Source organism: Pseudomonas syringae, from assembly GCF_021606685.1.
GTDB lineage: Bacteria > Pseudomonadota > Gammaproteobacteria > Pseudomonadales > Pseudomonadaceae > Aquipseudomonas > Aquipseudomonas syringae_R.
Genome location: NZ_WKCB01000074.1, coordinates 1 through 25603 on the forward strand (window position 1 = coordinate 1; position 25603 = coordinate 25603).

23 protein-coding genes are annotated in these 25603 nt (G+C 62.2%); 14 read left to right on the forward strand and 9 right to left on the reverse strand.

Going from position 1 to position 25603, the window contains the following annotated elements; translation table 11 throughout:
* Window positions 1-185: 185 nt before the first annotated feature.
* Window positions 186-3032 carry an RNA polymerase-associated protein RapA gene (gene rapA, locus GIW02_RS22030; protein ID WP_236422069.1) on the reverse strand — a complete coding sequence of 949 codons (2847 nt, stop codon included), beginning with the start codon at window positions 3030-3032 and terminating at the stop codon, window positions 186-188.
* 219 nt (window positions 3033-3251) lie between these two features.
* Between rapA and GIW02_RS22035 the strand changes: the two genes are divergently transcribed.
* Window positions 3252-3593 carry an aspartate-semialdehyde dehydrogenase gene (locus GIW02_RS22035; RefSeq protein ID WP_236419542.1) on the forward strand — a complete coding sequence of 114 codons (342 nt, stop codon included), beginning with the start codon at window positions 3252-3254 and terminating at the stop codon, window positions 3591-3593.
* On the opposite strand, the gene GIW02_RS22040 is transcribed toward GIW02_RS22035, so the two are convergent.
* From GIW02_RS22040 to GIW02_RS22050, 3 genes are all read right to left on the reverse strand, one after another.
* On the reverse strand, window positions 3590-4771 hold the full coding sequence (locus tag GIW02_RS22040; RefSeq protein ID WP_236419544.1) for an aminotransferase class V-fold PLP-dependent enzyme: 1182 nt from the start codon (window positions 4769-4771) through the stop codon (window positions 3590-3592). The two genes, GIW02_RS22035 and GIW02_RS22040, sit on opposite strands and share 4 nt — an antisense overlap.
* The gene (locus GIW02_RS22045) at window positions 4768-5238 is read right to left on the reverse strand and encodes a RidA family protein (RefSeq protein ID WP_236419546.1); all 471 of its coding nucleotides are present in this window, start codon (window positions 5236-5238) and stop codon (window positions 4768-4770) included. Before GIW02_RS22045 ends, GIW02_RS22040 begins: the two co-directional genes overlap by 4 nt.
* 90 nt (window positions 5239-5328) lie before the next feature.
* Entirely contained in the window at window positions 5329-6195 is an 867-nt protein-coding gene (locus tag GIW02_RS22050; RefSeq protein ID WP_236422071.1) for a LysR substrate-binding domain-containing protein, read from the reverse strand.
* A 129-nt stretch (window positions 6196-6324) separates the two neighbouring features.
* Between GIW02_RS22050 and GIW02_RS22055 the strand changes: the two genes are divergently transcribed.
* The gene (locus GIW02_RS22055; protein WP_010563587.1) at window positions 6325-6486 is read left to right on the forward strand and encodes a hypothetical protein; all 162 of its coding nucleotides are present in this window, start codon (window positions 6325-6327) and stop codon (window positions 6484-6486) included.
* A 143-nt stretch (window positions 6487-6629) separates the two neighbouring features.
* Window positions 6630-6746, forward strand: coding sequence for a cytochrome c oxidase subunit CcoM (gene ccoM / locus GIW02_RS27400; RefSeq protein ID WP_276145525.1), 117 nt, complete (start codon window positions 6630-6632; stop codon window positions 6744-6746).
* 1203 nt (window positions 6747-7949) lie between these two features.
* Here the strand turns inward: ccoM and GIW02_RS22060 are convergent.
* Both GIW02_RS22060 and GIW02_RS22065 read right to left on the reverse strand, forming a co-directional pair.
* Entirely contained in the window at window positions 7950-9425 is a 1476-nt protein-coding gene (locus GIW02_RS22060) for an inorganic phosphate transporter (protein ID WP_236417552.1), read from the reverse strand.
* Window positions 9426-9747: 322 nt separating this feature from the next.
* The gene (locus GIW02_RS22065) at window positions 9748-9948 is read right to left on the reverse strand and encodes a hypothetical protein (protein WP_003172389.1); all 201 of its coding nucleotides are present in this window, start codon (window positions 9946-9948) and stop codon (window positions 9748-9750) included.
* A gap of 522 nt (window positions 9949-10470) precedes the next feature.
* Here GIW02_RS22065 and pcaR point away from each other — a divergent pair.
* The 11 genes from pcaR to pcaC all read left to right on the forward strand — a co-directional run bounded on the left by pcaR (window position 10471) and on the right by pcaC (window position 21450).
* Entirely contained in the window at window positions 10471-11313 is an 843-nt protein-coding gene (gene pcaR, locus GIW02_RS22070; RefSeq protein ID WP_003189296.1) for a pca regulon transcriptional regulator PcaR, read from the forward strand.
* Window positions 11314-11462: 149 nt separating this feature from the next.
* Complete coding sequence (locus GIW02_RS22075; protein WP_236417528.1) at window positions 11463-12803, forward strand: MFS transporter; 1341 nt, start codon at window positions 11463-11465, stop codon at window positions 12801-12803.
* Window positions 12804-13069: 266 nt separating this feature from the next.
* A complete protein-coding gene (locus GIW02_RS22080; RefSeq protein ID WP_236417526.1) occupies window positions 13070-13927 on the forward strand; it encodes a CoA transferase subunit A in 858 nt (285 codons plus the stop codon).
* Window positions 13927-14706 (forward strand): CoA-transferase subunit beta, encoded by a 780-nt coding sequence (locus GIW02_RS22085; RefSeq protein WP_236417524.1) that lies wholly within the window; start codon window positions 13927-13929, stop codon window positions 14704-14706. Before GIW02_RS22080 ends, GIW02_RS22085 begins: the two co-directional genes overlap by 1 nt.
* The gene (pcaF, locus tag GIW02_RS22090) at window positions 14703-15905 is read left to right on the forward strand and encodes a 3-oxoadipyl-CoA thiolase (RefSeq protein ID WP_236417587.1); all 1203 of its coding nucleotides are present in this window, start codon (window positions 14703-14705) and stop codon (window positions 15903-15905) included. Before GIW02_RS22085 ends, pcaF begins: the two co-directional genes overlap by 4 nt.
* A gap of 17 nt (window positions 15906-15922) precedes the next feature.
* Window positions 15923-16627, forward strand: coding sequence for a protocatechuate 3,4-dioxygenase subunit beta (gene pcaH / locus GIW02_RS22095; protein WP_236417522.1), 705 nt, complete (start codon window positions 15923-15925; stop codon window positions 16625-16627).
* Window position 16628: 1 nt separating this feature from the next.
* Complete coding sequence (pcaG, locus tag GIW02_RS22100) at window positions 16629-17195, forward strand: protocatechuate 3,4-dioxygenase subunit alpha (RefSeq protein ID WP_236417520.1); 567 nt, start codon at window positions 16629-16631, stop codon at window positions 17193-17195.
* A 204-nt stretch (window positions 17196-17399) separates the two neighbouring features.
* Window positions 17400-18695, forward strand: a complete 1296-nt coding sequence (locus GIW02_RS22105; protein WP_101267420.1) for an MFS family transporter — start codon at window positions 17400-17402, stop codon at window positions 18693-18695.
* Between the two features lie 10 nt (window positions 18696-18705).
* Window positions 18706-20070, forward strand: coding sequence for a 3-carboxy-cis,cis-muconate cycloisomerase (locus tag GIW02_RS22110; RefSeq protein ID WP_236417518.1), 1365 nt, complete (start codon window positions 18706-18708; stop codon window positions 20068-20070).
* A gap of 10 nt (window positions 20071-20080) precedes the next feature.
* Window positions 20081-20872 carry a 3-oxoadipate enol-lactonase gene (gene pcaD / locus GIW02_RS22115; protein WP_236417517.1) on the forward strand — a complete coding sequence of 264 codons (792 nt, stop codon included), beginning with the start codon at window positions 20081-20083 and terminating at the stop codon, window positions 20870-20872.
* Between the two features lie 182 nt (window positions 20873-21054).
* Window positions 21055-21450 (forward strand): 4-carboxymuconolactone decarboxylase, encoded by a 396-nt coding sequence (pcaC, locus tag GIW02_RS22120; protein ID WP_236419571.1) that lies wholly within the window; start codon window positions 21055-21057, stop codon window positions 21448-21450.
* A 121-nt stretch (window positions 21451-21571) separates the two neighbouring features.
* Here the strand turns inward: pcaC and GIW02_RS22125 are convergent, their stop codons facing one another.
* From GIW02_RS22125 to GIW02_RS22135, 3 genes are all read right to left on the reverse strand, one after another.
* A complete protein-coding gene (locus GIW02_RS22125; RefSeq protein WP_236419569.1) occupies window positions 21572-22471 on the reverse strand; it encodes a polysaccharide deacetylase family protein in 900 nt (299 codons plus the stop codon).
* Window positions 22472-22599: 128 nt separating this feature from the next.
* On the reverse strand, window positions 22600-24114 hold the full coding sequence (locus GIW02_RS22130) for a M91 family zinc metallopeptidase (RefSeq protein WP_236419568.1): 1515 nt from the start codon (window positions 24112-24114) through the stop codon (window positions 22600-22602).
* Between the two features lie 163 nt (window positions 24115-24277).
* Window positions 24278-25528 (reverse strand): OprD family porin, encoded by a 1251-nt coding sequence (locus GIW02_RS22135; protein ID WP_236419573.1) that lies wholly within the window; start codon window positions 25526-25528, stop codon window positions 24278-24280.
* Between the last annotated feature and the right edge of the window lie 75 nt (window positions 25529-25603).

Sequence of the window (25603 nt, forward strand, 5' to 3'; positions counted from 1 at the left end):
TGTTTGCAGATAAAGCTAAAAGTTATTTGGGGGGGGGGGGTTGCCCGGGGTGGGGCGGCGAAGCGCCCCAAATCCGACCCCCACTTTTCTCCAAAAAAAACGGGTTTGGGGTTTGGGGGCCGCTTCGCTGCCCAACGCGGGCAAGCCCGCTCGCCACAGTGTTTTTCAGTCGGGCAGGGTAACTATCAACCCGCCACCAGCACCCGAATCGCTTCCAACCGCAGCGCCGCCTTGTCGAGCATGGCCAGGCCTTGCTCGCGTTGGTTGCGCAGGGCAACGAGTTCGCTGTCGCGTACGGTCGGGTTGACCGCTTGCAGCGCGGTCAGGCGCGCCAGCTCTTCGTCGGTGTCCGCAGCCAGGCGGCGTTTAGCCTCGGCCACACGCTCGGCGTGACGCGGGGTGATTTTCTCTTCGCCGGCGTTGATCCGTGGCGTCAGCTGATCACGCTGGGTCTGGATAAACTTGTTGGCGCTGGCGCGTGGCACGCTTTCCAGCTGGTCGTTGAGGGTTTCGAACGACACGCGGCCCGACAGGTCGTTGCCATTCGCATCCAGCAGGCAGCGCAGCGCGGCCGGTGGCAGGTAGCGACCCAGCTGCAGCGAGCGTGGGGCGACCACTTCACTGACGTAGAGCAGTTCCAGCAACACCGTGCCCGGCTTGAGCGCCTTGTTCTTGATCAGCGCCACGGCGGTGTTGCCCATGGAGCCGGACAGCACCAGGTCCATGCCGCCCTGCACCATCGGGTGTTCCCAGGTGATGAACTGCATGTCTTCGCGCGACAGTGCCTGGTTACGGTCGTAGGTAATGGTCACGCCTTCGTCGTCGCCCAGCGGGAAGCTGGCGTCGAGCATTTTTTCGCTGGGCTTGAGGATAAGTGCATTTTCCGAATGGTCCTCGCTGTCGATGCCGAAGGCGTCGAACAGGGTTTCCATGTAGATCGGCAGGGCGAACTGGTCGTCTTGCTCAAGGATGTCCTCAACCAGTGCGTCGCCTTCACCGGCACCGCCGGAGTTCAGCTCCAGCAAACGGTCGCGGCCAGTGTGCAGCTCTTGCTCCAGGCGCTCACGCTCGGCGCGGGCTTCGTCGATCAGGGCTTGCCACTCGCCGTCGTCGGCGTTTTCCAGCAGCGGCAGCAGGCGCGGGCCGAACTGATGCTGCAAGGCGTTGCCGGTCGGGCAGGTGTTGAGGAACGCGTTCAGCGCCTCGTGGTACCACTGGAACAGGCGCTCTTGCGGGCTGGTTTCCAGGTACGGCACGTGCAGTTCGATCACGTGTTTCTGGCCGATCCGGTCCAGACGGCCGATCCGCTGCTCCAGCAGGTCGGGGTGGGACGGCAGGTCGAACAGCACCAGGTGATGGGAGAACTGGAAGTTGCGACCTTCACTGCCGATTTCCGAGCAGATCAGCACCTGGGCGCCGAACTCTTCATCGGCAAAGTAGGCGGCGGCGCGGTCACGCTCGAGGATGTTCATGCCCTCGTGGAACACCGTGGCCGGGATGCCGGAGCGCACGCGCAGGGCGTCTTCCAGGTCCATGGCGGTTTCGGCGTGGGCGCAGATCACCAGGACCTTGGTGCGCTTGAGCATTTTCAGCTGGTCGATCAGCCATTCGACCCGTGGGTCGAAGCGCCACCAGCGGTTCTCTTCTTCGACGTCCGGCTGCGACTGGAAGCTGACTTCCGGGTACAGCTCGGCGTGTTCGCCCAGCGGCAGTTCCAGGTATTCGTCCGGGTTCGGCATCGGGTAGGCGTGCAGCTTGCGCTCGGGGAAGCCTTGCACGGCGGCGCGAGTGTTGCGAAACAGCACGCGGCCGGTGCCGTGGCGGTCGAGCAGCTCACGTACCAGGCGTGCGCTGGCCTCGGTGTCGCCATCGTTGACGGCGGTGAGCAGTGCTTCGCCTTCGTTACCCAGGAAACCCTGGATGGTCTTGTGCGCAGCCGGTGACAGGCGGCCCTTGTCCAGCAGCTCCTGCACGGCTTCGGCGACCGGGCGATAGTTCTCGCTCTCGGCGCGGAAGGCTTGCAGGTCGTGGAAACGGTTCGGGTCGAGCAGGCGCAGACGTGCGAAGTGGCTGTCCTGGCCCAGTTGTTCCGGGGTGGCGGTCAGCAGCAGCACACCGGGAATGACTTCGGCCAGTTGCTCGACCAGCGCGTATTCCGGGCTGGCTTTTTCTTCGTGCCACACCAGGTGGTGGGCTTCGTCGACGACCAGCAGGTCCCAACCGGCGGCGAACAGCGCGTCCTGGGCCTTTTCGTCGTCCACCAACCACTCCAGGGCGACGAGTGCCAGCTGGGTGTCTTCGAACGGGTTGGTGGCATCGCTTTCGATAAAGCGTTCTTCGTCAAACAGCGCGACTTGCAGGTTGAAGCGGCGGCGCATTTCCACCAGCCACTGGTGCTGCAGGTTTTCCGGCACCAGGATCAGCACACGGTTGGCGCGGCCCGACAGCAGCTGGCGATGGATTACCAGGCCGGCTTCGATGGTCTTGCCCAGGCCCACTTCGTCGGCCAGCAAGACCCGTGGCGCGATACGGTCGGCGACTTCACGGGCGATGTGCAGTTGGTGAGCAATAGGTTGCGCACGCACGCCACCCAGGCCCCACAGCGCGGACTGCAACTGGCGGCTGGTGTGTTCCAGGGTGTGGTAGCGCAGCGAGAACCAGGCCAGCGGGTCGATTTGCCCGGCGAACAGACGGTCGCTGGCCAGGCGGAACTGGATGAAGTTCGACAGTTGGGTTTCCGGTAGGGTGACCTGCTCGTTCTGCCCATTGAGGCCGTGGTAGACCAGCAGGCCGTCGACGTCGTCGACTTGCTGCACGGTCATTTTCCAGCCTTCGAAATGGGTGATCGAGTCACCCGGCGAGAACCTCACGCGAGTGAGGGGCGCATTCCGTAGCGCATACTGGCGAGTGTCGCCAGTGGCCGGATAGAGCACGGTCAACAAGCGCCCGTCCTGTGCCAGAACGGTGCCTAACCCCAGCTCTGCTTCGCTGTCACTAATCCAGCGTTGCCCCGGTTGATACTGCTGCGCCATGCTGCCTGACTCCCGCCGTGAAAAAGCCGACTATCTTAACGGAACAAGGCCCCACCCCCAAGGACTCTGACAAAAACTACTCCGTTTGCACGCGGGTTCGCAGCCTCAATCGACGGGTGGCGGGCACTTGCGAGTGTCGACTGGGTCACAGGTTGGCGAGCCCGAACTCAAGTCGGCGCCTGGCCCGCCGACAGCCTGATGATCAGGAGAATAACTATTATGTTGCCACCCATGCTGCCCGTCAGCGTTGTGCCGGTTACGTCGCAACTTGACCCGGTGCGCCAGAAGCCGGATATCCCGCCCGTGGTGCCGGTACAGCCAGGCTCCAACGAAAGCACGATCGACCTGAAAAAGGGCGATGCCGAGCAGTCGACGTTCCTCTTGCGTGAAGAACAGCGCCGCCAGCAGGAGCAGCAGAAACGCCGGCGCGAAGCCGACGAAGACCCTGAAGTACACCTGGCGATCCCCGGCGACCTACTGAATGCCGACAACACCGTGCCGGTGGTGCCGCTGATCGAAGATGCGCCGCGCCAGGGCTTGTGGGTGGACGTCGAGGTTTAACCGCGCAATTGGCGCAGGGCAGCGACCAATTGCTCGATATCGTCGTCGTTATTGAACGGGCTGACGGCGATCCGCGCGATGCTGGCCAGGCCACGCGCCTGCATGTCCAGCGGGGTGTAGGCCACGCCGTTGGCGCCGATGTTGATACGCTTGAGCGCCATGCTGCGCTTGAGTTCGAAGGCGTCCCAGCCGGCCAGGTTGAAGGCGATCAATCCGGAGTGAGCCGTGCCCAAGTCATGCAGCGAAACCCCCGGGATCTGACGCAGCGCTTCGCGGATTCGCGCGCTGGTGCATGAAACCTGCTCCCACACCCGCGCTATCCCCAGTTGATTGATCTCTTGCAACGCATTCCCCAGGCCGGCCAACAGGGCGTAAGACACTTCGCTGGTTTCAAAGCGGCGTGCATCGTTGCGCAGGTCGAACCCCTGGGCGCTCCACGGTGCTGAAAACACATCGCGCTGGGCCGGGTTCAGGTGCTGCACAAAGGCCGGGCGCACATACAGCAGCGCCGTGCCCCGTGGCCCGCGCAGGTGTTTGCGGCCGGCCGACTTGAGCACATCGCACTGCAGCGCCTGCACATCCACCGGTAGCTGGCCGACGGCTTGCCCGGCGTCGATGAAGTAGGGGATGGCGTGACGCCGGGCGATGGCGCCAATGGCCTCGGCGGGGTTGATCAGGCCGCCGTTGGCCGGCAGCCAGGTCAGGTCGATGAGCTTCACCTGAGCATCAATCATCGACTCCAATGCCTGCGGGCAGACAGCGCCGCTGGCGTCGCAAGGGATGACCTCTACCCGCGCACCGGCCTGCACCGCCAGGGCCATGCTCGCCAGGTTGCCGCCCCACTCGTGACGGCCCACTAGAATCCGATCGCCAGGTTGCCACGGGCCGAGCGCCTGGAACGCCATGCTCCAGGCGCTCGAGCCGCTGCTGGCAAAGGCAATCGAGGCGGGCGGCGCGTTGAGCAATTGCCCGGCTGCACAGCGGGCTTTTTCCATCAGTATGGCGCCGTGCTCGCCGGCTTCCATCGGGCCGTCGCGGGCCTCGCGTTGCAGCTGGTCGACGATTGCATCGAGGGTGGCCTGGCTCGGTAGCGAAGCACCGGCCGAGTTGAAGTGCACGATGCCGGACTGGCAGCCGGGCGTGGCCGCGCGCAGTTGCTGGACGTCGAGCAGGCTCACGGTTGCAGCTCGAAAATCCCGTCGACCTCTACGGCGACGCCGGCCGGCAGGCTGGCCACACCCACGGCGGTGCGCACATGCCGACCCTTGTCGCCGAGGGCATTGACCAACAGGTTCGAGGCCCCGTTGGCGACCGCGCTCTGGCGTTGGAAATCGCCGCTGCTGGCAATGAAGACGCCCAGGCGCAGCGTGCGCACCAAGCGCGACAGGTCATCCCCCAGTGCAGCGCTCAATTGCCCCAGCAGGCCCAGTGCGGCCAGCTCCGCCGCCTGGGTGCCTTCTTCATCGCTGAGGGATTCGCCGAGCCGGCCAAGGAAGGCGGGTTTGCCCTCCAGCAGCGGAATTTGTCCGGAGATAAACAGCTGGTTCTGGCTGACTGCGTAGTTGATGTAATTGGCCGCCGGCTGGCCGGGGGTTGGCAGCGTCAGGCCGAGGGCTTGCACGCGTTGGCGCAGGGAGTCGCTCATGGTCAATCCTCCTGGGGTAAGAAGTTTGAGCATGTTGGCTGCGGCGATGGGCGACAAACGGATAGATCTCACACGACGTATCGAAATAACTCACGCGTCGCGGCAGGTTTCCGTCAACCACTGGCTGAAGCACGCGGCGGCTTCACTGGGGGCACCTTGGGGCGCGATCAGCCAATAGCCGATGTCGCTGTGATACGGCGGCCAATCGAAGGCTTGCACCAGGCTACCGTCCTGGAGCCTGCGCTCGATCAAACGGTGACGGCCCATGGCGATGCCCTGGCCGGCCACAGCGGCTTCGACCACGATGTTGTAATCATGCAGCATCACGCGGGGGTGGCGGGTGAGGTCGACCTGATAGTGCTCGGACCAATCGGTCCATTCAAATGGGCGGTGCGAAGTGGCCATCAGCAGCGGGCTGTCGTGCATTGCCTTGAACGCCGGGCTGCACACGGGGGAGATAATTTCCGGCATCAGCCGAGTGGCGTGTACATCGGGCCAATCGCCCTTGCCGTAACGGATCGCCAGGTCAACCTCGGCGCCCGCGACGTTGGCCAATTGAATCGCGGGCAACAGCTCCACCTGGATATGCGGGTAGCGATTGAGAAACCCGGCCAGGCGCGGCGCCAGCCACAGCGTGGCAAAGGATGCCAGCAAGCCGATGCGCAACACCGTGACACTCGGCGCGACGCGTTGGCTGCGGGTGGCGGCCGCGATGGCATCGAGAGCAGGGCGGATTTCGGCGTAGTAGCGTTGGCCGTCGGCTGTCAGATCGATCGCACGGGTGCGTCGGATAAACAGCGGTTTGCCCAGGTGCTGTTCGAGTTTTTGCACCTGATGGCTGAGGGCGCTCTGGGTTACCGACAACTCATGCGCCGCCTTGATAAAACTCAAGTGCCGCGCTACGGCTTCAAAGGCGCGCAGGGCCAGTAGCGGCGGAAGGTCCTTGTGCAGTGCCACCTCAGTGCACCTCCTGGTTCGCAAAGCGTCGATTTTGTGTGATGGGCTGCCTTTTGTCGCCCGCTGATTTGCCGTCGAGCGGGGCAGGCCGCATTATTGGGCCATCTCCGCCACGACGTAAGCCAAGCCATGAGTGATGACGACAAGTTGATCGACCTGAACGCCGAGCGCGCCAAGCGTGTGCATGACCTGAATGACAAGCGCTTGAATGAAGTGCGCCAAGCGTTTGAGCAGGCGATGCCCTTGGGCAAAGTGAAGAAGAAATCGAAGAACAAGCCGAAAAAGCGTTGAAATGCCTGGCATCGGTTGATGCAGGTCAGTTATTGCCCTTCTTTACGCCCCGTTGTGGGTGACATTGATCCTCGTCAATTTTCCAATCCGGCTTCTGCATTAACTTAGCCCTATCGCAACAGGGCACGTGCAGGAGGCCGGTCATGTTTATCGATAATGTGGTATTTGCCGGGGTGCTGACTGTCAGCCTCATGGTGTTGTTTTTTGTAGGGTTTGGGATTTTTATCTGGAAGGACGCTAATAAGCGTAAAGAACCGTAAGTTCTTCTGGGTTATATGAGCACGCAAGGCATTTTGGGCGACTTAGGTTGCCCTTTTTTTTTGGCTGGTTTTTGGTGTGAATATCCGTTTTTTTGGTGATGGCGGGGATTGGTTCCGCTCTTACAGCGGGTCACTTTTGAAAAGAGCCCAAAAGTAACCAAAAGGCTCTTGCCCCACCACTCGGCACCTCGCCTCCGGCTCGGTGTGCCCGCACGCAGCCTTGAATCCGTGGGCCGCCGCGATGGGCCATCCTTGGCCCAGCGCGGCTAACCCGGCGTCCTGCCGGGTTACCCACGGATTCAAGCCCGCGTGCGGCCAGCGTGGTTAATGGGGCGCCTAAGATCAAAATCAAAAGCACGGCGGCCTGACAGCCGGCCTGAGTGGTGTAGAGCAAAAGCGCGGGTTGTGGGCGGGCTTGGCGGCGTTGGACCCGACCGGAGTTGCGCCTTTTGATTGCGGTCAAAATGTGGGAGGGGGCTTGCTCCCGATAGCAGTGGGGCAGTCACAGATGCATTGGCTGATCCACCGCTATCGGGAGCAAGCCCCCTCCCACATTTGACCGAGTGAGGCTTCAAGGATCAGATCGACTGTCAGGCCGCCTCGCTGTGTTCTTGATCTGTTTTTTTTGCTTTTTTGTGGGAGCTGGCTTGCCTGCGATGCAGGCGCCGCGGTACATCAGGCACACCGGATTGATGCCTTCGCAGGCAAGCCCCCTCCCACATTTGAACCGAGTGAGGCTTCAACGATCAGGCCGGCTGCCAGGCCGCCTCTCTTGGCTGTGTTTTTGATCTGGCCCTTACATCCTTTGCGCTGACGAAGTCAGCGATCTTTTGATCTGAAGCTTTTGATCGTGATCTTAGGCGCCCCATTAAACACGCTGGCCGAACGCAGGCTTTGGAGCGTGGGCAACCCGGCAGGACGCCGGGTTAGCCGCGCTGGGCCATGGATGGCCCATCGCGGCGGCCCACGCTCCAAAGCCGGAGTGAGGGCACACCGAGCGTGAGCGAGGTGCCGAGTGTTGGGGCAAGAGCCCTTTTGGTTACTTTTGGGGCTCTTTTCCAAAAGTGACCCGCTGTAAGAGCGGAACCCATATCAGCCGTGACCGCAATAACGGATATGTACTCCCCCAACCCACCATAAAAAAAGGCGCGATCTCCAACAAGATCACGCCTTCTTCTAAAGCTAAAGCCAAACCACAGCCTATCAGCTACCCAGCGCCTTGGACGCCAGCCAGAACAACCCAGCCGACAGCGCCACAGTGGCAGGCAAGGTCAACACCCAAGCCATCAGAATGGTCTTGACCGTCCCCCCCTGCAGCCCGCTTTTGTTAGCGACCATGGTGCCGGCCACACCGGAAGACAACACATGGGTGGTAGACACCGGCAGGGCGAAGATATTGGCAAAGCCAATCATGGTCGCCGTGGTGATCTGCGCCGACATGCCCTGGGCATAGGTCATGCCCTGCTTGCCGATCTTCTCACCGATGGTCAATACCACACGCTTCCAACCCACCATGGTGCCCAGGCCCAGGGCCAGTGCGACCGCGAGGATCACCCAGAACGGTGCGTACTCGGTGGTGGCGGTCAGGTCTTTACGCAGCTTGTCGAGGTCGGACTTCTCACGGGCATCCAGGCCTGGCAGCTTGCCGACTTTCTTCGCGGTGTCGTCCAGGCAGAGCAGATAGCGACGCACTTCAATGCGGTGATCGGCCGTCAGCGAGTGGTAGTCGGACACACCTTTCAACGTGCCCAGCAACGCTTCGATGGTCGGTTCGGTCTGCTGCGGGTTGCACTGGAACTTGCCCGGCAGGTCGTTCTTCACGCTTTTGCCCAACGCCAGGTACTCGCCCAGCGTCTCGTGGTTGCGCTGGTAGAACTGGTTGAGGTGCAGGGTGGCGTCGCGAGTCCGTTCGATCTGGTAGGTGGTGCTGCCCAAGTCGAGTACGAACTGCGCCGGTACGATACCGATCAGCACCAGCATGATCAGGCCGATACCTTTCTGACCATCGTTGGAGCCGTGCACGAAACTCACGGCCATGGCGGAAATCACCAGGACCAGGCGGTTCCAGAATGGCGGGTGCTTTTTATCGTCAAGCTTGCGGCGCTGGTCCGGGGTCTTGTGCATCTTCGACAGCGGGCGCCACCATTTCAGGCCGATCAGCACCAGGGCTGCGACCAGGAAACCGGCCATCGGCGAGAACACCAGGGACGCGCCGATATCAATCGCCTTCTGCCAGTTCACACCGTCAGCCAAGGGGATATCGTTGATCAGCGCATTGGCCAGGCCGACACCGAGGATCGAGCCGATCAGGGTGTGGGAGCTGGAGGCGGGGATACCGAAATACCAGGTGCCCAGGTTCCAGGTGATCGCCGCGGCCAACAACGAGAAGACCATCGCCAAACCATGGCCGGTGTTCACATTGATCAGCAACTCCACCGGCAGCAAGTGCACGATGGCGTAGGCGACACCGACACCACCGAGCAACACGCCGAGGAAGTTGAACACCCCGGAGAAGAACACGGCCAGGTGCGGCGGCATGGCTTTGGTATAGATGACTGTGGCCACCGCGTTAGCGGTGTCATGAAAGCCATTGATGAACTCGAAGGCGAGGACAAAGGCGAGGGCGAGCAACAGGCTCACTAGAACCCAGGCATCCAGTCCGCTGAATAAATCGATCATGAAGGTTTTCTGACCCGGTCGTAAGGGGGCGCGATTATGCCAGAAAACCTCAGTAATCGATGCACTAGCTGCTCATCGGTAACAATCTTCATTGAAAAAAGTCGGTCGAACGCTGCCGATCCCAGGGTTTTCGGGGCTTTGGCAAGTCTTTGATTTATAACGCGCGGGGCCGAAAAGGCGGGCTTTCGTCATCAAAACGTCATGTCTGAAACATTTGTACGAAAAATCGCTGGTGGCGGTAGGCGACCGACCAGTGGGCGTCGATGCGAGGCGTACTCCACCGGCGCAGACAGCAAGACCCTGGAACCCGTGACCGAATCGCTCAGGGCTCTTCGGCTTTGAGTTCCTGTTCAATCTTTTGGATTTCCTGGGCAAATGCCTGGTCGAGCAGGCTGGCTCGTTTGCGCCAGGGTTTGCGCTCAGGTTCAGGCTGGGCGGCGTAGGTGGTGACTTCCCCGCCGTAAACGTCCTTGTAACGTTGCTCCTGGCGCTCAAGTTCCGCGCGCAGTTCATCTTTCGTCACGTTGTTACCTAATTGAGTTGAGTAATGACAGTGCAGCGTTATGACTGAATGCCGCCCTCGCGATGTTCCCGGTTGAAACAGGCACACGGGGAGACTGGCGGTTGCATTGAGTCAGGGCAGGTAGTTGCGATCGGCAATGCACGGTATCTGTAACACCTGCTGCGTACCGGTCCTTAGTGTAAAGCCGGGCAGGCCCGGGCACAGGGTGCATTATAGCGGCGCATCCGGATAACACTATCGACATAAAGTTAAAAAGCGTCAACGTTGTGTGGGCGGTTTGTAACACCACTGATATAGGTGGAAAGTCTGACGCTATTAGTTCCACGCAACTGTTAGTCGGCGACAGACACTTTTGTAACTTCGCAGGCGGCGCCGGGAGACGCGTTGGCGGTTTGCGATTATCGAATGGCCGTCCGATAATCGCCCAATGTTGGCGGCCGTGACTTGTGCATCTCGGCTGACGCGGCTTGTAATAGCCGCCAAACCTCCCCTGTGGTTGACAATAAGAGAAAGGAACCCGACATGAACGATCAATTGCGCAACTCTTTCGCGTCAGTCGCGCCGCCGATCGTTGCCTCCCCGGCCAAGCGCATCCAGGCGTTTACCGGTGACCCGGACTTCATGACCTCACTGGCTCGTGGCCTGGCCGTGGTGCAGGCGTTCCAGGAGCGCAAGCGCCACCTCACCATCGCCCAGATCAGCCATCGCACCGAAATCCCCCGCGCTGCCGTACGCCGTTGCCTGCACACCTTGATCAAACTCGGTTACGCCACCACGGACGGGCGCACGTATTCGTTGTTGCCCAAGGTCCTGACCCTCGGCCATGCCTACCTGTCATCCACACCGCTGGCGGTGTCGGCCCAGCCTTACCTGGACCGCATGAGCGAGCAACTTCACGAAGCTTGCAACATGGCCACCCTCGAAGGTGACGACATCCTCTATATCGCGCGTTCGGCCACCACCCAGCGCCTGATATCGGTGGATTTGTCGGTGGGCGGGCGCTTGCCGGCGTATTGCACGTCGATGGGGCGCATCCTGCTCGCGGCACTCGATGATGCCTCGCTGCAGGATTACCTCGATCATGCCGACCTGCAAACCAAGACCAGCCGCACGCTGACCACGCCCCAGGCCTTGTTCGAATGCTTGCAACAAGTGCGGCAGCAGGGCTGGTGCATCGTCGACCAAGAGCTCGAGCAGGGCCTGCGCTCCATCGCCGTGCCGGTGTACGACGCCTCAGGTCAAGTGCTGGCTGCGCTGAACGTCAGCACCCACGCCGGCAGGGTCAGCCGCAGCGAGTTAGAGCAGAGGTTTTTGCCGAGCATGCTCAGTGCCAGCCGAGAGCTGAGTGCGCAACTGTTTGCCTAAGTTGTTCGGTGACCGCACAGATCCCGGTGTGATGAATTGACGGTGTTTCCCCTGGCTTATTAATGTGCGGCAGCGCTCCTCTGGGGGCCGCCGCCAATAATAACGACGACCTCAGGTCGTATGCCCGCCCTCGGTGTGGAATAAAAATAATGAATCAGCCTTCTGTCGGTACCCCCCTGGACGTCCAGTCCTTCATCAACGCCCAACCGCTGTCACGCTATCAATGGCGCGTGGTCATCCTGTGTTTCCTGATTGTCTTCCTCGATGGCCTCGACACCGCCGCCATGGGCTTTATCGCGCCTGCGCTTTCTCAGGATTGGGGCATCGACCGCGCCAGCCTCGGGCCGGTGATGAGTGCCGCGTTGATCGGCATGGTCTTCGGTGCGCTCGGTTCGGGGCCGCTGGCTGACCGGTTCGGGCGCAAGGTGGTGCTGGTCGGCGCCGTGCTGGTGTTTGGTGCCTTCAGCCTGGCGTCGGCCTACAGCAGCAATGTCGACCAATTGCTGGTGCTGCGCTTCCTCACCGGGTTGGGCCTGGGCGCCGGTATGCCGAACGCCACCACGTTGCTCTCCGAATACACCCCCGAACGCCACAAGTCGTTGTTGGTCACCAGCATGTTCTGTGGTTTCAACCTGGGCATGGCCGGGGGCGGGTTTATCTCGGCCAAGCTGATCCCGGCGTTCGGCTGGCATGCCTTGTTGATGATCGGCGGCATCCTGCCGTTGATTCTGGTGGTAGTGCTGATGCTCTGGCTGCCGGAGTCGGCGCGCTACTTGGTGGTACGCAACCGTGGAGCCGACAAGGTGCGTAAAGCGCTGTTACCGATCGAGCCCACTGTTGTCGCCCAGGCCAGCGGTTTCAGCGTGCCGGAGCAAACCACCGTCAAGGCGCGCAACGTATTCGCGGTGATCTTCTCCGGCACCTACAGCGCCGGCACCTTGCTGCTGTGGCTCACCTACTTCATGGGCCTGGTGATTGTTTACCTGCTGACCAGTTGGCTGCCGACGCTGATGCGCGACAGCGGCGCCAGCCTCGAGCAGGCCGCGTTTATCGGCGCGCTGTTCCAGTTCGGGGGCGTGTTGAGTGCTGTCGGCGTGGGCTGGGCGATGGACCGGTTTAACCCTCACAAGGTTATCGGCACCTTCTATCTGTTGGCCGGAGTGTTTGCCTACGCGGTAGGGCAGAGCCTGGGCAATATCACCTTACTGGCGACCTTGGTGTTGATCGCCGGCATGTGCGTCAACGGTGCGCAATCGGCGATGCCGTCCCTGGCCGCACGCTTCTACCCGACCCAAGGTCGCGCCACCGGCGTGTCGTGGATGCTCGGCATCGGGCGCTTCGGCGCGATCCTCGGCGCGTGGATGGGCGCCACGTTGCTGGGCCTGGGCTGGAACTTCGAGCAGGTGCTGACAGCCTTGGTGATTCCGGCTGCAGTGGCCACGGCGGCAGTGGTCATCAAAGGCATGGTCAGCCACGCCGACGCGACCTGAGGTCGCACGCGGTTAAAAATGTGGCAGGGAGTTTGCTCCCGATTGCAGTGGGGCCGTTAGAGATTAATCAACTGACCCACCCAAATCGGGGCAAGCCGCCTCCCACCTTTGACCGAGTTCACCTGAAGATTAGCTAGGTAACAATCTGTTCGATAATCGAACGGATAGTCGATTATCGGATTGTTTGGCCTATTTTCCCGGCTTAACCTTCATGCACTTGGCGCCACCTCAGCGCCTTTTTCGATCCACACCGGGAGCCCAACCCCATGGCTGAAATACTTGCGCTGCGTGACGCGGTGAAGCGATTCGTGAACGACGGCGATACCGTCGCACTGGAAGGCTTCACTCATCTGATCCCTACAGCAGCGGGTCATGAAATCATTCGTCAGGGCAAGAAAGGCCTGACGCTGGTGCGCATGACGCCTGACCTGATCTACGACCAGTTGATCGGCGCCGGCTGCGCCCGCAAGTTGATTTTCTCCTGGGGCGGCAACCCTGGCGTGGGCTCGCTGCATCGCCTGCGCGACGCGGTCGAAAAGCAATGGCCGCAACCGCTGGAGATCGAAGAGCACAGCCACGCCGACCTGGCCAACGCCTACGTCGCCGGTGCCTCGGGCCTACCCTTTGCGGTGCTGCGCGCCTACGCCGGTTCCGACCTGCCCAAGGTCAACCCGCTGATCAAGACCGTGACCTGCCCCTTCACCGGCGAAGTGCTGGCGGCGGTGCCATCGGTACGCCCGGACATCAGCGTGATCCACGCACAAAAGGCCGACCGCAAAGGCAATGTGTTGCTCTGGGGCATTCTCGGCGTGCAGAAGGAAGCCGCGCTGGCGGCCAAGCGCTGCATCGTTACCGTCGAAGAAATCGTCGATGACCTCAACGCGCCGATGAACAGCTGCGTGCTGCCGACCTGGGCCCTGACTGCGGTGTGCCATGTACCCGGCGGCGCACACCCGTCCTACGCCCACGGCTACAACGAGCGCGACAACCGCTTCTACCAGGCGTGGGACCCGATTGCCCGCGACCGTGGGACTTTTACCGCCTGGATCGACGAATACATCCACGGCACTGCCGATTTCAGTGAATTCCAGGCCAAACTGGCCACCGCGCAGGAGGCCAAGTAATGGCTTACTCGACCAATGAAATGATGACCGTCGCCGCCGCCCGCCGCCTCAAGAACGGCGCCGTCTGCTTTGTGGGCATCGGCTTGCCGTCCAAGGCGGCCAACCTGGCGCGCCTGACCTCGTCGCCGGATGTGGTGTTGATCTACGAATCGGGCCCGATTGGCGCCAAGCCCTCGGTGTTGCCGCTGTCCATCGGCGATGGCGAGTTGGCGGAAACCGCCGACACCGTGGTGCCCACCGGTGAGATTTTTCGCTACTGGCTGCAAGGCGGGCGCATCGACGTAGGTTTCCTCGGCGCCGCCCAAGTCGACCGTTTCGGCAATATCAACACCACCGTGGTCGGTGATTACCACCAGCCCAAAGTGCGCCTGCCGGGTGCCGGTGGCGCGCCGGAGATCGCGGGTTCGGCCAAGAGCGTGTTGATCATCCTCAAGCAATCGTCCCGCTCGTTTGTGGACAAGCTGGACTTCATCACCTCGGTCGGCCACGGCGAAGGCGGCGATTCGCGCAAACGCCTGGGCTTGCCGGGTGCTGGCCCTGTGGGAATTATTACCGACCTTTGCATCATGGAACCGGAGGAGGGCACCCACGAGTTCGTGGTCACCGCCTTGCACCCTGGCGTGACCCGCGAGCAAGTGGCGGCGGCCACCGGTTGGGCGATTCGTTTTGCCGAGGAGGTCGCCACCACCGCCGAACCGACGGAAGTAGAGCTGACGGCCTTGCGTGACCTCGAAGCCCGCACCGCCGCCGCCCATGGCCAAGCGCCTGGAGAAGCCTGATGCGCGACGTATTTATCTGTGACGCCATCCGTACCCCCATCGGCCGTTTCGGCGGTGGCCTGGCCACGGTGCGCGCCGATGACTTGGCGGCGCTGCCGATCAAGGCGCTGATGGAGCGCAACCCGTCCGTGGACTGGAACGCGGTGGACGAGGTATTCCTCGGCTGCGCCAACCAGGCCGGTGAAGACAACCGCAACGTGGCGCGCATGGCCTCGCTGCTGGCGGGCCTGCCGGAGAGTATTCCCGGCGTGACCCTCAACCGTTTGTGCGCCTCGGGCATGGATGCAATCGGCACCGCGTTCCGCGCCATCGCCAGCGGCGAAATGGAGCTGGCGATTGCCGGTGGCGTCGAGTCAATGTCCCGCGCACCGTTCGTGATGGGCAAGGCTGATGCAGCGTTTTCACGCAATATGAAGCTCGAAGACACCACCATCGGCTGGCGGTTTATCAACCCGTTGATGAAGGCCCAGTACGGCGTGGATGCGATGCCGCAAACCGCCGACAACGTCGCCGACGATTACAACGTGTCCCGCGCCGACCAGGACGCCTTCGCCCTGCGCAGCCAGCAACGCACGGCCGCCGCCCAGGCCGCCGGCTTTTTCGCGGAAGAAATCGTGCCGGTACGGGTCGCGCATAAAAAAGGCGAAACCGTGGTGGAGCACGATGAGCACCCACGGGACACCACCCTGGATGCCTTGGCCAAGCTCAAACCGGTCAATGGCCCGGACAAGAGCGTGACTGCCGGCAATGCCTCGGGCGTCAACGACGGTGCGGCGGCGTTGATTCTCGCCTCTGCCGACGCCGTGAAAAAACACGGCCTGACCGCCCGCGCCCGGGTCTTGGGCATGGCCAGCGCCGGTGTCGCCCCACGGGTGATGGGCATCGGCCCGGTGCCTGCGGTGCGCAAACTGGTGGAGCGCCTGGGCCTGGCGGTCACCGACTTTGACGTGATCGAACTCAACGAAGCCTTCGCCAGCCAAGGCCTGGCGGTGTTGCGTGAGTTGGGCATTGCCGACGACGCGCCCCAGGTCAACCCGAACGGCGGCGCCATTGCCCTTGGCCACCCGCTGGGCATGAGTGGCGCACGGCTGGTGCTGACTGCGCTGCACCAACTTGAGAAAACCGGCGGCCGTAAAGGCCTGGCGACCATGTGTGTCGGCGTCGGCCAAGGCTTGGCCCTGGCCATTGAACGCATCTAATAAGAGAGGATTGCTCCATGAGTGACAAGCCCGGTTACCGGCGCCCGCAAGCGGGCACTCAACCTGATTACCTGCACCCGGCGTACCAGTCGACGAACCTGCGTTCGCCGTCCCAGCCGTTGGTGTTCCTGCCCCATTCCTTGTCGGAAATCACCGGCCCGAGCATCGGCGCCGAGCGGGTCAACGAGAAGGACAACGACCTCACGGCCCAACATGAGGGCGAGCCGCAAGGCGAGCGCATCATCATTCACGGGCGTGTGCTGGATGGGAACGGCCTGCCGGTGCCGGGCATTCTGGTCGAGATCTGGCAGGCCAACGCCGCCGGTCGCTACAACCACAAACGCGACCTGCATGACGCGCCGCTGGACCCGAACTTTACCGGCACCGGGCGCACCGTCACCGACGCCGATGGCTGGTACCAGTTCCAGACCATCAAGCCCGGCGCCTACCCGTGGGGCAACCACCACAACGCATGGCGCCCGGCGCATATCCACTTTTCGCTGTTCGGCCCGAGCGTGCTGACGCGCCTGGTCACGCAGATGTATTTCCCCGGTGACCCGCTGCTGGAATACGACCCGATCTACAACTGCGTGCCGGACACCTCGGCCAAGGAACGCTTGATCGCCAGTTTCGACCTTGAAAAAACCATTCCTTCCTATGCCCTCGGCTACCGCTGGGACATCGTCCTGCGCGGCCGCGACGCCACGCCGATGGAGAAATGAGATGACACTCAACGCAACCACGTCCCACACCGTCGGGCCGTATTACCACATCGGCCTGACCTGGCTGAACCGCGAAGACCTGACCGTGCCCGCCACCCTTGGCGAACGCGTGGCGATCAGCGGGCAAGTGGTGGATGGCAACGGTGATGTCGTCAACGACGCCATGCTGGAGGTCTGGCAGGCGAATGCTGCTGGCAAGTACGATCACCCTGAGGATGAACAGGACAAAGCCGTCGACCCTAACTTCGAAGGTTTCGGCCGCGTGCCGGTGGATGCCGAGGGGCGTTTTCGCTTTACCACGGTCAAGCCGGGCAGTGTGCCGGGGCTCAAAGGTACGACCCAGGCGCCGCACCTGGTGGTGCTGGTGTTTGCGCGTGGGTTGGTGAAACACCTGCTGACGCGGATTTATTTTGACGGTGAGCCGCTGAATGCGGATGACCCGTTGCTGGCGTGTGTGCCGGCGCAGCGGCGCAGTACCTTGATTGCCGAGCAGGATGGGGCAGGGGTGTATCAGTGGAATGTGATTTTGCAGGGGACAGATAGGGAAACGGTGTTCTTTGATTATTGAGTGATCTTCTAGGGCCCTATCGGGGGCAAGTCGAATCGTCGCACCGCCCCTCCCACATTTTGACCGCGCCGCCTATCAAGTGTGGGAGGGGGCTTGCCCCCGATGAGGCCGGTTCAGCCAACACCCATCCAAAAGTCGTGTAGCGGAACGAGCTTGTTGCAAAGTATGTCTAGGCTATAACCGTTCCCACTGAGTGAAAAAACCATGACAACAACGACCAGTCACTACACCGGAGAAGAACGCAGCAAACGGATTTTTGCGATCGTCGGCGCCTCCTCCGGCAACCTCGTTGAATGGTTCGACTTCTACGTATATGCCTTCTGCGCCATTTACTTCGCCCCCGCGTTTTTCCCGTCGGACAACCCCACCGTGCAACTGGTCAACACCGCCGGCGTGTTCGCCGCCGGTTTCCTGATGCGACCGATTGGCGGCTGGCTGTTCGGGCGTGTGGCCGACAAACACGGACGCAAGAACTCGATGATGATCTCGGTGCTGATGATGTGCGCCGGCTCGCTGGTCATCGCCTTTTTGCCGACCTACAACGACATTGGCGTCTGGGCGCCGATCCTGCTGCTGGTGGCGCGCCTGTTCCAGGGCTTGTCGGTGGGCGGCGAGTACGGCACCACGGCCACCTACATGAGTGAAGTTGCGCTCAAGGGCCAGCGCGGCTTTTTTGCCTCGTTCCAGTACGTGACCCTGATCGGCGGGCAGTTGCTGGCGGTGCTGGTGGTGGTGATCCTGCAACAGATCCTCAGCGAAGAAGAGCTGCGCGCCTGGGGCTGGCGCATTCCGTTCGTGATCGGCGCCATTGCGGCGGTGATCTCGCTGTTGCTGCGTCGCACCCTGAAAGAAACCAGCAGCAAGGAAATGCGCGAAGACAAAGACGCCGGCAGCATCGCCGCACTGTTTCGCGATCACAAGGCTGCGTTTATCACCGTGCTGGGCTACACCGCCGGCGGTTCGCTGATTTTCTACACGTTCACTACCTACATGCAGAAATACCTGGTGAACACGGTGGGCATGCACGCCAAGACGTCGAGTTACATCATGACCGGCGCATTGTTCCTGTACATGTGCATGCAGCCGTTTTTCGGCATGCTGGCGGACAAGATCGGCCGACGTAATTCGATGCTCTGGTTTGCCGGCCTTGGCACCCTGTTCACGGTGCCGATCCTGTTGACCCTGAAAACCGTCAGCAGCCCGTTCCTGGCCTTTGTGCTGATCACTCTGGCGCTGGCGATTGTCAGTTTCTATACCTCCATCAGCGGCCTGGTCAAAGCGGAGATGTTCCCGCCCCAGGTGCGTGCCTTGGGCGTAGGCCTGGCGTATGCGGTGGCGAATGCGGTGTTTGGCGGGTCGGCGGAAGTGGTCGCGCTGAGCCTGAAATCCATCGGCATGGAAAACACCTTCTATTGGTACGTTACCGCGATGATGGCGGTGGCCTTCCTGTTCAGCTTGCGCCTGCCGAAACAGGCGGCGTACTTGCACCACGATTTGTAAGGGATGGTTTATGACGCTGCGCACGAGCAATCAACTGTTCGACGCTTACTTCACCGCTGACAGCATGGCCGAGGTGTTCTGTGACCAGGGACGTTTGCAGGGCATGCTGGATTTCGAAGCGGCGCTTGCGCGGGCGCAAGCGCGGGTTGGGTTGATTCCGCAGGCCGCCGTGGCACCGATTGCCCAGGCGTGCCTGGCGTCGCTGTATGACGTCGATGCCCTGGGCGTGGCGATTGCCACGGCGGGGAATTCGGCGATTCCACTGGTGAAGGCGCTGGGCAAGTTGATTGCCGACGAGGACGCCGAGGCTGAACGCTTTGTGCACCTGGGCGCCACCAGCCAGGACGTGATGGACACCGGCCTGGTGCTGCAAGCCAGGCGTGCGCTGGAATTGATCGAAGCGGACCTGGCGCAATTGGGTGAGATTCTCGCCACCCAGGCGCAGCGCTATGCCGCGCTGCCATTGGCCGGGCGGACCTGGTTGCAGCATGCAACACCGGTGACCCTGGGGATGAAGATCGCCGGTTGGCTGGGCGCAGTGACGCGCAGTCGGCAGCGTCTGGCCGAACTCAAGCCACGCCTGCTGGTGCTGCAATTTGGCGGCGCCTCCGGCACGTTGGCGGCGCTGGGCGAGCAGGCCATGCCGGTGGCCGAGGCGCTTGCTGCGGAGTTGCAACTGCGCTTGCCTGAGCAACCCTGGCACACGCAGCGTGATCGCTTGGTGGAGTTCGCCAGCGTGCTCGGCCTGATCGCCGGCAGCCTCGGTAAGCTGGGGCGGGATATCAGCTTGCTGATGCAGACCGAGGCGGCGGAAGTGTTCGAGCCATCGGCGCCGGGCAAGGGCGGCTCATCCACCATGCCGCACAAGCGCAACCCGGTGGGCGCTGCCGTATTGATCAGTGCGGCCACCCGTGTGCCTGGGCTGGTGGCGACGATGTTCAGCGCCATGCCCCAGGAGCACGAACGCAGCCTGGGCCTGTGGCACGCCGAGTGGGAAACCCTGCCGGAAATCTGTCGATTGGTCTCCGGCGCGCTGAAACAGGCGTTGCTGGTCAGCACAGGGCTGGAAGTCGACCCTGAACGCATGGCGCAAAACCTCGACTTGACCCAGGGCCTGGTGCTGGCCGAGGCCGTGAGCATCGTGCTGGCCCAACGCTTGGGCCGGGAAACCGCGCACCATTTATTGGAGCGCTGCTGCAAACGTGCCGTCGCCGAGGGCCGCCATTTACGGGCGGTGCTGGCGGAAGAATCGCAAGTGACCGCCGAGTTGTCAGCGGCCGAACTGGACCGCCTCCTCGACCCGGCCCGTTACCTGGGCCAGGCGCATACGTGGGTCACCCGCGCCGTAACCGAACACTTTGCATTGACTGCCTAAGGAGGCCCTTGTGGCATTTGTACATCTCGCCGACGGCGACCTGCATTACCAATTGGACGGGCCCGATGACGCGCCGGTGCTGGTGCTGTCCAACTCGTTGGGCACCGACCTGCATATGTGGGACATCCAGATCCCGGCGTTCACCGAGCATTTTCGCGTGTTGCGTTTCGACACCCGAGGCCACGGCAAATCCCTGGTAACCGAGGGGCCTTACAGTATCGAACAGCTTGGCCGCGACGTGATCGCGCTGCTGGATGCGCTGGGGATCCAGCGTGCGCATTTCTGCGGGTTGTCCATGGGCGGCTTGATCGGGCAATGGTTGGGGATCAATGCCGCCGAGCGCCTGCAGCGCCTGGTGGTGTGCAACACGGCCGCCAAGATCGGCACGCCGGAGATCTGGAATCCGCGTATCGACATGGTGCTGCGTGACGGCGCGGCCGCGATGGTGGCCCTGCGTGATGCCTCGATTGCACGCTGGTTCACCGCCGATTTCGCGGCGGCCAACCCGCACCAAGCCCAGCAGATTACCGACATGCTTGCGGCCACCTCGCCCGAGGGTTACGCGGCCAACTGTGCGGCCGTGCGTGATGCGGATTTTCGCCATCAGTTGCCCACGATCAAAGTGCCGACCCTGGTCATCGCCGGCACCGAAGACGCCGTCACACCGCCGGCGGGCAGCCACTTTATCCAGAACCACATCCAGGGCGCCGAATACGCCGAGTTCTATGCCGCGCACCTGTCCAACGTGCAAGCCGGCGCAGCCTTCAGTAACCGTGTGTTGGAGTTTTTGCTGGCACGTTAACGCACTTCTATCGTGGCGAGCGGGCTTGCCCGCGTTGGGCAGCGAAGCGGCCCCAAAACCTGCAAAGCAAATTTCACGGCAAGCCTGCTTGGACCTTTCTGGGGCTGCTGCGCAGCCCAACGCGGGCAAGCCCGCTCGCCACAGGTGATCGAGCCTGAATCGAATTGAGTAAGGAGTTTTTTGTGGACGAGAAGCAACGTTACGCCGAGGGCCTGCAAGTGCGCCGCGAAGTACTGGGCGATGCCCATGTCGACCGCAGCCTGAACGCCCTGACCGAGTTCAACAGCGAGTTCCAGGAAATGATCACCCGTCACGCCTGGGGTGACATCTGGACCCGCCCCGGCCTGCCTCGGCACACGCGCAGCCTGATCACCATCGCCATGCTGATCGGCATGAATCGCAGCGAAGAACTCAAGCTGCACCTGCGCGCCGCCGCCAGCAACGGCGTGACCCGCGCCGAGATCAAGGAAGTGCTGATGCAGAGCGCGATCTACTGCGGGATACCGGCGGCGAATGCCACGTTCCACCTGGCCGAGTCGGTGTGGGATGAGCTGGGCATCGAGTCGCGCGAAGCCTGAGTTGCAATGTGGTCAAAATGTGGGAGGGGGCTTGCCCCTGATAGCGGAGTGTCAGTGCACACATCTGTAGCTGAACCAGCGCTATCGGGAGCAAGCCCCCTCCCACACTTGTTTTGGTGTGTCAGTGGGAATCCGCATCCCACACCCAGTTCCACACCCCCGGCAGGTGCACCGGCTCGCTCACATCCTTGACCGTACGTGCCAACGCCGCACGTTCCAGCGCGGCGTGATCGGTGAAGAAAGGCTCGGCAGCCGTCTTCATGCCGTTGATGCGCGCGCTGTCGAGCAGGATCTGCAAATACTCCTGCATATGCCGCGCGGTGTAGCGGTTGATGTCGTGGAAGGTCACCACCACCGGGATCACACCGTCTACCGTCGGCAGTTCACCCAACGCGATGCGTTCGCGCACCACCGATAATTGGCGATACAGGTTGGCGCGACGGCGTGGGCTGGCGTTGAACCCCCAGATCTTGCCGTCATTGGCACTCAAGTCGGTGAGCAATACCTGCATGCCATGGCGCTGGTACGCGGCGAAGGTACGTCGGTCGTAGTTCCAGAACGGCGGGCGCACCAGCAGGGGCGGGCGGCCGGTGATCGAGGCAATGTCCGCCGCGCCCTGGCTGAGGGTGCGTTCCAGTTCGGCGTCACTCAGCCAGCGATGGTTGGTATGAAAGCCTGTGGCCGTGTGGAAGGCCAGGACGTGGCCGGCAGCGTATTCGCGCTCCATGGTTTTGCGCCCGCGCGCGCTGCCGCCGGAACGGCCGGCTTCGGTCTGCAGGAAGAACACCGCCTTGATGCCCGGCAGCACGGGGTTGTCGGCCAGGTCGGCCAGCACCGAACGGCTCGGGTTGTTGTAGCCCGAGGCGCTGGGGCCGTCATCGAAGGTCAGCAGAAAGCGGATCGGGGCCTGGGCTTGCAGGCGTTGTTCGGTCTGCGGCGTCAGGGCGATGGGCGCGCCGATGCAGCCGCTCAGGCTCACGGCCAGGGCAAATACAGCGAGTGCGGCAGCAACGGATTTCATGGCGGGTGCGGGCTCGGGTAAGGCCGCTGCTGGGTGGATCAGCAGCGGCAGGCGCGCACCATACAGCAAGTTTGACGCCGGTTTACAGCAGACTTGGCGGGTAGCTGACGATCAACCGGTTTCGGCTCTCAGGAGTAACGAGTACGCAATGGCCGGCCCATTTCTTCGTGCAATGTGTTTTCGGTAAACGGCTTGGGGTTGGTTGACGTCGCTGGCGTGTCGGGGTTGTTATCGAAGTCGAACGGCGGCGCGTCGGCTAAAAGGCCAATGGCCTGACGCTCATCATTGGCGACACTGCGTTGCGACTCGCTTGGCTCTCCTTCCAGGGTGATGCCGGGGAGAAACGTGCCATTTGCGCCGTTATAGGCGTGTGCCAGTTCATGGTAAAGGGTGGTCACGGGAGGGGCCACATTGCCAGGTGTCAGGTGCAGGGACGAGCGGTTATAGAAAATATGCGCCTGGGTTGCCGGGGAGCCCGCTACGCCATCCTTGATGACGCCGTTGACGGGGTCGTCTTGATCGACCGAGCCGTTTTGCTCGCGCTCGGTCAATGCCTGGCTGCCGAATACGTAGCGACTGTCGTCAACATGGATTTCTTCCTTGATCGTGACAGGTGCATTGTTCCTGCTGGCCGCAGCGTCCAGTTCCTTGAGCATTGCCTGGCCGCTGGGCGAGCTACGCAGCAATTGAAGGTCATCCGCGACGCGTTGCCTGAAGGCCTCCGAACCTTCAACCGTCAGGCCCTGGGTGCCTGCGGTATTGGGTGTTACCTGGGTGATGATTGACCGATGAGCCCCGTAAAGGCGGTCGCCGGCCTTACCATAGATGAGATTTCTTCCACCCTTGGCCCGGACGCTGTCGCGACCTTGGCCGGTATAGAACGTGGTGCGATCATGACCCACCAGCACGTCATCGCCTCGGCCGCCATTCATGATGGTGTGGCCACCTCCCGCGCGCAAATAGTCGTCGCCCTGGCCGCCATCCAGGTAACTCTGCTTGCCGACGGGGCCAGCCCCGGCGTCTAGCCGGTCATTACCGTCGTTGCCATACATCACGTGGCTGCCGGTGCCCCCGATAATCAGATCGTTGCCAGTATTGCCTTCGGCGTATCCCGTGCCTTCGCCCAGCCGCAGGGTATCGTTGCCGGCACCGCCGAACAGCCAGGTACTGCCGCCGCCAGCCTGGATGTGGTCGTTACCGTCGCCCGTTTCGACTTTGACGGCAACCTCTACATCCCTGTCGATCCGCACCCGGTCATTGCCGCCGTGAGTCCGGATGTGCAGCAGCGGCGGCGGCCCATCCTGCTTGTCCGAGGGCTTGAGGAGATAGGCTTGGCCATTCACGCTGACCCGCAGTTGCCCACTGGGGTGGTTGCCGATATGCACGACGTCTGAACGGTTGCCGGTGTCAATCAGCAGGGTGTCGCGCAGTATTTGCGACTGCTCGGGATGCCCGAGATCCCAGGTGATAACGCGGCTCGCATGAAGGTTGCCATTTTTGATCAGGCTGCTGGCTTTAACCTGGATGGGGTTTCGCACGTGCTCGGCGGTCCTGACGGGAGGCTCGTAGGCCGACGCCGAAGCGCTGGCAGGCAAGTCGCTTGGGATGCTGGCGGGAAAATGGCGAAAATCGATGCGGGTCAATGGCGCTGCCTTCGAGGATTGATGGGCGGTTGTCAGCTCCCCCATCAACGCGGGAGAGAGTGGCCTGCCGCACCGGGCGGCAGGTTTATCTCTATGTTCCCCATGAGCAGGATGTGTTCCACCCGGCAATCAGATGAAAACATTCAACCGGCCTGTGGACTGACTACAGCAGGCCCAAGGGATAGCTGACAATCAACCGGTTTTCATCGAATTCATTGTTGCTGTAATCGCGGCGCATGCTGGAGTTGCGCCAGCGCAGCGTAAGGTTTTTGAGGCTGCCGCTTTGCACGGTGTAGCCCAATTCGCTTTCGCGGCCCCATTCCTTGCCGTCCGTGATGGTGCCGGTGTGCACGTTGCTGCCGCTGATATAGCGGTTCATCAAGGTCAGGCCGGGCACGCCGAGGGCGACGAAGTTGTAGTCGTGGCGCACCTGCCAGGATTTTTCCTGAGCATTGTCGTAGCTGGCGTTGTAGCTGTCGTTGGCCAGGGTCCCGCCGCTGGTGCCATTGACGCGCATCCACGCGCTGTTGCCGGTGAGCTTTTGCAGGCCGACGTAGAAGGTGTTGCCGCCGTAACGGGCGGAGAACAGACCGGACCAGGTCTTGTTGTCGAGTTCGCCGGCACGCGCGCTGCCGTCGTCCTTGCCGTAGAAGAACCCGAGGTTGGCGCCCAGGGTCCAGTCCCCCACCGGCTGGCTGTGGGTCAAGTTGACGAACTGTTGGCGGTAGATGTCCTTGAGCTGCGCATTCCACAGGCCGACTTGAGTGCGCTTGTCGTTGAACGCGTACTCGCCGCCCTGGAAGTTGAAACGGTCGGAAGTGAACGCGGCTTTGCCGACCATCGACAGGTCGGTCATGCTGCTGTCGTCGCGCGGGCTGTTGGCGCGGAACTGGCCGCCATACAGCGTCAGGCCGTCGATTTCCCTGGAGGTGATCTGCCCGCCGCGCAGGGTTTGCGGCAGGGATCGGCCATCGTCCGCACGCAGGATCGGCAGCACCGGCATCCATTCGCCTACCTTCACTTCGGTCTTGGAAATTCGCGCCTTGAACGCCACGCCGAGGCGACCGAACTCATCCGCCGGGCGGCCATCGTGGTCCAGCGGCAACAATTGGGTGCCCCCGGTGCCGCGCCCGCCATCGAGCTTCAATGAGTACAGCCCCAGCACATCCACGCCGAAACCGACCGTACCCTGGGTAAAGCCGGACTTGGCGTCGAGGATGAAACTTTGCGTCCACTCCTGCGCGCCGCCCTGGGTTTTGGTCGGGTTGGTGAAATTGCGGTTGAAGAAGAAATTGCGCAGGTTGAGGTTGGCGCTGGCGTCTTCGAAAAAGCCGTGTTCTTCGGCGACGACGGGGAGGGCAAGGCTGGCGATAGTGGTTGCCAGCAACAGCTGGCGCGGGCGGAACGTGCTCATGGTGTTGGACCTGTTGTTATTGGGTTTATGCAGGTGGCGGCCATGGTGCGTGGCGGTACGGGGGCGGTTCAATCG

Coding starts and splice junctions, on each gene's coding strand:
- GIW02_RS22055 (WP_010563587.1), top strand. CDS start 6,325: ATGAGTGATGACGACAAGTTGATCGACCTGAACGCCGAGCGCGCCAAG.
- GIW02_RS22045 (WP_236419546.1), bottom strand. CDS start 5,238: ATGAGCGACTCCCTGCGCCAACGCGTGCAAGCCCTCGGCCTGACGCTG.
- pcaH (WP_236417522.1), top strand. CDS start 15,923: ATGAGTGACAAGCCCGGTTACCGGCGCCCGCAAGCGGGCACTCAACCT.
- GIW02_RS22075 (WP_236417528.1), top strand. CDS start 11,463: ATGAATCAGCCTTCTGTCGGTACCCCCCTGGACGTCCAGTCCTTCATC.
- rapA (WP_236422069.1), bottom strand. CDS start 3,032: ATGGCGCAGCAGTATCAACCGGGGCAACGCTGGATTAGTGACAGCGAA.
- GIW02_RS22135 (WP_236419573.1), bottom strand. CDS start 25,528: ATGAGCACGTTCCGCCCGCGCCAGCTGTTGCTGGCAACCACTATCGCC.
- GIW02_RS22085 (WP_236417524.1), top strand. CDS start 13,927: ATGGCTTACTCGACCAATGAAATGATGACCGTCGCCGCCGCCCGCCGC.
- GIW02_RS22105 (WP_101267420.1), top strand. CDS start 17,400: ATGACAACAACGACCAGTCACTACACCGGAGAAGAACGCAGCAAACGG.
- pcaR (WP_003189296.1), top strand. CDS start 10,471: ATGAACGATCAATTGCGCAACTCTTTCGCGTCAGTCGCGCCGCCGATC.
- GIW02_RS22080 (WP_236417526.1), top strand. CDS start 13,070: ATGGCTGAAATACTTGCGCTGCGTGACGCGGTGAAGCGATTCGTGAAC.
- GIW02_RS22035 (WP_236419542.1), top strand. CDS start 3,252: ATGTTGCCACCCATGCTGCCCGTCAGCGTTGTGCCGGTTACGTCGCAA.
- GIW02_RS22125 (WP_236419569.1), bottom strand. CDS start 22,471: ATGAAATCCGTTGCTGCCGCACTCGCTGTATTTGCCCTGGCCGTGAGC.
- GIW02_RS22060 (WP_236417552.1), bottom strand. CDS start 9,425: ATGATCGATTTATTCAGCGGACTGGATGCCTGGGTTCTAGTGAGCCTG.
- pcaG (WP_236417520.1), top strand. CDS start 16,629: ATGACACTCAACGCAACCACGTCCCACACCGTCGGGCCGTATTACCAC.
- GIW02_RS22110 (WP_236417518.1), top strand. CDS start 18,706: ATGACGCTGCGCACGAGCAATCAACTGTTCGACGCTTACTTCACCGCT.
- ccoM (WP_276145525.1), top strand. CDS start 6,630: ATGTTTATCGATAATGTGGTATTTGCCGGGGTGCTGACTGTCAGCCTC.